4 protein-coding genes are annotated in these 5,646 nt (G+C 50.4%); all 4 read right to left on the reverse strand.

Translation table 11 applies throughout. The annotated features are described in order from the left end of the window. Window positions 1-1,230 (reverse strand): PAS domain-containing protein (locus tag OB13_RS14280; RefSeq protein ID WP_461490844.1); only part of this gene is annotated, 1,230 nt, incomplete at its 3' end. 93 nt (window positions 1,231-1,323) lie between these two features. Next, on the reverse strand, window positions 1,324-2,682 hold the full coding sequence (locus OB13_RS14285; RefSeq protein WP_461490845.1) for a sigma-54-dependent transcriptional regulator: 1,359 nt from the start codon (window positions 2,680-2,682) through the stop codon (window positions 1,324-1,326). A 540-nt stretch (window positions 2,683-3,222) separates the two neighbouring features. Further along, window positions 3,223-4,062 (reverse strand): DUF1206 domain-containing protein, encoded by an 840-nt coding sequence (locus OB13_RS14290; RefSeq protein ID WP_461490846.1) that lies wholly within the window; start codon window positions 4,060-4,062, stop codon window positions 3,223-3,225. 63 nt (window positions 4,063-4,125) lie between these two features. Then, on the reverse strand, window positions 4,126-5,415 hold the full coding sequence (locus OB13_RS14295) for an acetyl-CoA hydrolase/transferase family protein (RefSeq protein WP_461490847.1): 1,290 nt from the start codon (window positions 5,413-5,415) through the stop codon (window positions 4,126-4,128). Window positions 5,416-5,646: the final 231 nt, after the last annotated feature.

Below are 5,646 nucleotides of genomic sequence, written 5' to 3' on the forward strand. Positions count from 1 at the left end.
TTCGCTCAGCCTGATTTCTTCCTGAGCATTGTGCAGCTCCGTAATGGTAATGCCGTGGCCGATGATGAGCTTAACTTCACCCTTCTCATCCAAAACAGGGTTCAGTTTCCGGATATGGTAGCTGGCTTTTCCTTCTTTGTCGACCAGGCTTTCTTCAAATTCAACGCGTTTCTTTTCTTCCAGCGTCATGCGCAGGTGGCGCCCGCGGGATTCGATCCGGTGCAGCGGCACCTTCCGGAATTCACAGTACTCTTCGTTGGTTTTGTCGATGATCCACTCCCGGATGAACGGATCGCCTACTGCAGCCGGATTGACAAACTTGTAGCGCAGGTTGTTATCGTATACGGCGACATCCGAAGGTATATGGTTCAGGATAGATTCGTAAAAGTCTTTTTGCCGGGCCAGTTCCTTGCTTTTGAAGCGGAGTTGCGTGATATCTTCAGCAGAGCCAATGATCTGCTTTACCTGGCCGTTGCGCTTGCGCTTGAATACCGACTCGCGACAGTAGAGGATTTTAACCGCTCCGTCTTTTGCATGCACGTTATACTCTGCCTGCCTGACTTCGCCATCTGCAGCCGTTCGCATGCTCTCTACGTGTTGGTAGAGTGTCTCTCTGTCTTCCGGCACAAGAATAGACCCGAAGACGTGCCCGTCCATGGCAGCTACATCCTCTTCCATATAGCCCAGCATCGCGCTGATCTGCCTGTTCAGGTAAATGCTTCTATCTTGCTCTATATCATAGATATAAACAATATTAGGAATCGTATGGGTTATGTTACTTACAAACTGCTGGCTTTCTTTCAGTGCCATTTCGGCCAGCCTGCGTTCTGTAATATCGGTCAGATAGAAATTGAAGTAATTCCGGGAAGTGAAAGTTGTGATGTAAAGCAGAAAGTACTTGCCATCCATGTACATTTCCTGGACGCGCGGAGGGGCAGGCTGTTGCAGACGCCTCGCTTTGTTGAGCAGCAGGCGCTTGAAGGCAGTTATACGGTTAGCTGCCACCGTGTCGAGAAGTTGCTTGCCGGCAGTATTGGTATAGAGGATCTCGCCGGAAAGCGCTAAACGCAGCACCGGGTGCGCGTATTCTGACTCCGGATCAGGCTGCTTGTTCCGGATCTCCTCCAACTCAGTGGCTATGCGGCCAGCCAGCTGCTCGGCTTCCTGACGCGCCTTCCGTTCCCGCTCAAGCGCTTGCTGCAGCTGCTGCACTTCACTTTCTATTTCCATTATAAGGCATTAAATAACCTGTAGAAGATGTGGTATTGGGTTTGACCGATTATTTTTTTAGAAATTAACTTTCTGCTCATAACCGGTCTCAGATTATTTCACAGTAAGTTCTTTGCTCTGGATCAGGCGGTAAATGGTCGACTTGCCGATATCCAGTTTATCGGCTACCAGCAGCACATTATAGTCATACCTGTCCAGAAAGTGCTGTATGATAATCGTCGTATAGGTTTTCAGGGTACGCTCTTCGGCCAGGAAATCTTTTTCGGTATGGCTTGCGCTGAAATTGATGTCCTGCTCCTGGATCACGGCGTCATCCGAAAGGACAACAGCCAGTTCCATCAGCGCCTTGAGTTCACGCACGTTACCCGGAAAAGAGTAGGAGAGCAGCTTCTCCTGAGCCGCCGGAGAGAGCGTTTTTTTACCCATTCCATTGTCTTTGGCAAAGGCATCGATAAAGTGCTTGGCTAGCACCAGCACGTCGCCCCCCCGGTCGCGCAGAGGCGGCAGCTGTATGGGCAGTCCCAGCAGGCGGTAATATAAGTCTTCCCGGAAGTTGCCTTTTTTCACTTCTTCTGCCAGGTTTTTATGTGTCGCCACAATGATGCGCACATCCACAGGGACCACACTATTGCTGCCTATGCGGGTGATCTCTTTTTCCTGCAAAACGCGCAGGAGCTTGGCCTGCAGGCTAATGTCCAATTCCCCGATCTCATCCAGGAATATAGTGCCTTTGTTGGCTTCCTCGAACTTACCCAGGCGCCGGGCCAGTGCGCCGGTAAAGGCTCCTTTTTCATGCCCGAACAGCTCGCTTTCTATCAATTCGCGGGGTATAGCAGCCACGTTGACGGTCACATAAGGCGCTTTCTTTTTGGGCCCGTTGTAGTGGATGGCCTTGGCAACAAGCTCTTTACCCGTACCCGTCTCGCCGTGAATAGACACCGTGATATTGGTTTTGGCGGCTTTGTCCATCAGTGCAAAGACCTTCCGGATAGCTTCGCTGTTTCCGATAATGGCTTTGCTGAAATCATACTTTTGGCCGATCTCTTCCTTGAGCTGGTCGATTTCCTCGCGCAACGTTACGTTTTCTCGAATCTTGTTGATCGTATTCCAGAGCCGTTCCGGCGTATCTTCGTCCTTGACAATGTAGTCGTAGGCGCCCAACTTGAGCAGGTCTACGGCCGTGGCGACATCCTCTTGCCCCGATATCACAACTACCTGAACATCCGGATTCAGCTCTTTTATCTTCTTGAGTACTTCCGATCCGTTTTTGTCAGGAAGGGAGTAATCCAGTGTGACCACTTGGGGGTGGAGGTAGAAATTGGAAAGGCACTCACTGGCTGAGTGGAATTTCCGGATCTCATAATCAGGATTCAACGAAAGATGGTACTCCAGCAACTCGCTGTACCATACGTCATCATCCAGTATAAATATTTTAAACGTGTCGTTTGCCATCTAGCTTTTGTAGGGTGATTCCAGCGCCACCAAAGATACTAGTAAACCTATGTTATCGAAACAGTTTTCGTTAGTTATTTGTCATCAAAATGAAGCAATCTGACGGATAAACCTACAGATTATGCCAGCTTTGACTCAACGCTTGCAAAAGTTAAACGCAGGATTGGATAAAGAACAGGTTTACTGCTCGTTACAACTTAGCGGGAGGGAAGTTAGTTTCTTCTTGATCCGATAAATTATGACGCATATGGCATCGCTGCTCTTACGCAAGCCGCAAGACCGGGAAGAAAGAAGCGAAGGAAAATTCGGTGTTGGAAATACGTACGCCGGAATGAGATATTACCAGTAGCAGAGGGGAGGAGTTACAGGTTGTTAGGAGGAAGTCGCCTGCTGATTTCCATACCTGAAACAGCCGCATACGTTAGGTCTGCCGGCACCGACAACAGGTATAGCTGCACATTGCATCTCCGTTACATAAGTATGTGTTAGTAAATATGTTTCAGCAGGTATAGCTAAAGTCGTACTTTAGCTATACCTGGCTTAAGAAGTCCGGATCGTTTCATATCTGGCACGCACAAACATGAATACGCCATAACAGATCAGGCCAAGCGCGACGGCACCCAACAGGTAGGAGCCATAGGCGTTGTCTTCCAGAAACTGAAAAGCTCTTCCACTGCCACCCGCTTCACTCGAATCAGACTCCAGTGCAGCTTTCAGGAACAGATACCCGATGATGAGCCAGACTACGCCGCGAGCAAAATAGCCAACCTTGCCGGCGCGTACAAGCGATTTCTGCAGATCAGGCTGCAGCCCCGATGCCTGCACTTTTTTCATGTAACTGCCCGAATAGGCCCGGTAAAACTGGTAGATTCCCATTGCCATGGTTCCCAACGCTACGGCACCCAGCAGCCATTGACCAAAGGGCTTAGACAACAGTTCCTGGGCAAAAGACTGCCGGGAATCGCCATTGCCACCACCGCCATTGCCTAAAACCAGTTGCGCTGCATAAAAAGCCAGAACCCCATAGACAAGGCCACTAAAAGCAAACCCTATACGTCCCCCAATACCTTTGGCGTTTGTCCCTTTCGACTCGGTATCTTTAAACGCCTGTATAAAACGCCATATGGTGTAACAGAGCATCCCAAGGGCCACGAGCGCCAGCAAGCCTTTGCCATACGGTTGCTCCAGAAGAAAACGGAACACTCCTTGTTTGTCTGCATCCTGCCCCGTGTTACCGCCAATTTCAAAGGCAGCCATGAAGGCGATGGCACCGACCAGGCAATAAACGATGCCTTTGGCGGTCAGTCCGAATCTGGCAAAACGGGTAACCCATTCCGGTCTGGGGGAAGGTATATGGGAGCTAACACTTGAAATATCCATGGCAGTGCGTCTATATAATGTTCCTCCCATACACGCAAAAACAACAGCAGGGTTGCTGCTCCCTTACAAATACTTGAACCGCTTGTGCGCTTCCTCCTCCAGCCGCTCCCTGTGGTCCGGGTGGGCGATCGCAATGAGCGCCTGGGCTCTTTGTCTCAGATTCTTGCCATACAAGTAAGCTACGCCATACTCCGTCACGACATAGTGCACGTGCGCGCGCGTAGTCACGACGCCGGCTCCCTGGTTGATAAATGGAGTGATGCGGGATATACCTTTAGCAGTAACGGAAGGTAGCGCAATAATGGGTTTGCCTCCCTGGGAGAGGGCGGCTCCCCGGATGAAGTCCATCTGGCCGCCAATACCTGAATACTGGTAGGTTCCGATGGAATCGGATACGACCTGCCCCGTGAGGTCGATCTCGATGGCACTGTTGATCGCTGTTACTTTCGGATTAGACCGGATGACGGTCACATCGTTGACATAATCAGAGCTGAGCATGGTTATGAGCGGATTGTCGTCCACGAAATCATACAGCTCCTTGTTACCTACGATAAAACCGGTGGCAATCCGGCCCGGAAACTTCTTCTTGAACTCATTGGTAATGATACCTTTGCGGACAAGCGGAAGTATGCCGTTCGAAAACATTTCGGTATGGATGCCCAGCCCTTTGTGGTTGGTCAGACTCTGCAGGGTCGCATCGGGTATACCGCCAATGCCCATCTGCAGGGTGGCACCGTCTTCTACCAGCTCAGCGATGTAGCGACCTATGGTTTCTTCGGTAGAGGTGATCTTCAAACTATAATCCACTACTGGCAGCGGCTCATCTACTTCCACCAGGGCATGGAAACGCCGGGAATGAATCAGGGCATCGCCGTGGGTACGGGGCATTTGCGGATTTACCTGCGCAATCACATACTTGGCGCTCTTGACGGCCTCCCGCGCGATATCTACCGACACACCCAGGGAGCAGAAACCATGCTTATCAGGAGGGGACACGTGCACCAGGGCTACATCCAGCGGCATGATGCCGGAGCGGAAGAGATTCGGAATTTCGCTCAGGAAAATAGGCACATAGTCACCCCGGCCACTGTTTACAGCTTCGCGTACGTTCGCTGAAACGAACAGGGAGTTTATATAAAAGGCATCGGAGCATTTTTCATCGGCACAGGGCATGTCACCGAAAGTCGTTATGCTGACCAGTTCCACATTGCGCAGTTCCTGGTAGCGTTCAGCCAGTTTCCGCACCAGGTATTCGGGCGTAGCGGCGCTACCGTGCAGGAAGACACGGTCACCGGACTTGATCACCGAAAGGGCTTCTTCGGCAGTCGTATAGGTAGGGGGTGTTTGTAGCATGGGTAAACTCTTTAATTATAGGTCAGGTATAGGTTAGGGGTACGGAGCCTGTTGCTGCTGGTTTTATTCAGGCTGCTTATCCACTGTCAATAAATTATTCCGCAAAGAATGTATAATTTTGTTTCGCAAGCGATGACATTTGTCATTCTTCACCCCTGAACCCCTAATAACTGAAGCAAACTATGAAGTACTTGACAAAACACCGGTTTCTTGCATGCTGTTATACCTTCC

The sequence above is a fragment of the Pontibacter sp. HJ8 genome, assembly GCF_054824225.1.

What these genes read in the sequence shown, in the direction of transcription:
- OB13_RS14290 (WP_461490846.1), bottom strand. Translation starts at nt 4,062, where the DNA reads ATGGATATTTCAAGTGTTAGCTCCCATATACCTTCCCCCAGACCGGAA.
- OB13_RS14295 (WP_461490847.1), bottom strand. Translation starts at nt 5,415, where the DNA reads ATGCTACAAACACCCCCTACCTATACGACTGCCGAAGAAGCCCTTTCG.
- OB13_RS14285 (WP_461490845.1), bottom strand. Translation starts at nt 2,682, where the DNA reads ATGGCAAACGACACGTTTAAAATATTTATACTGGATGATGACGTATGG.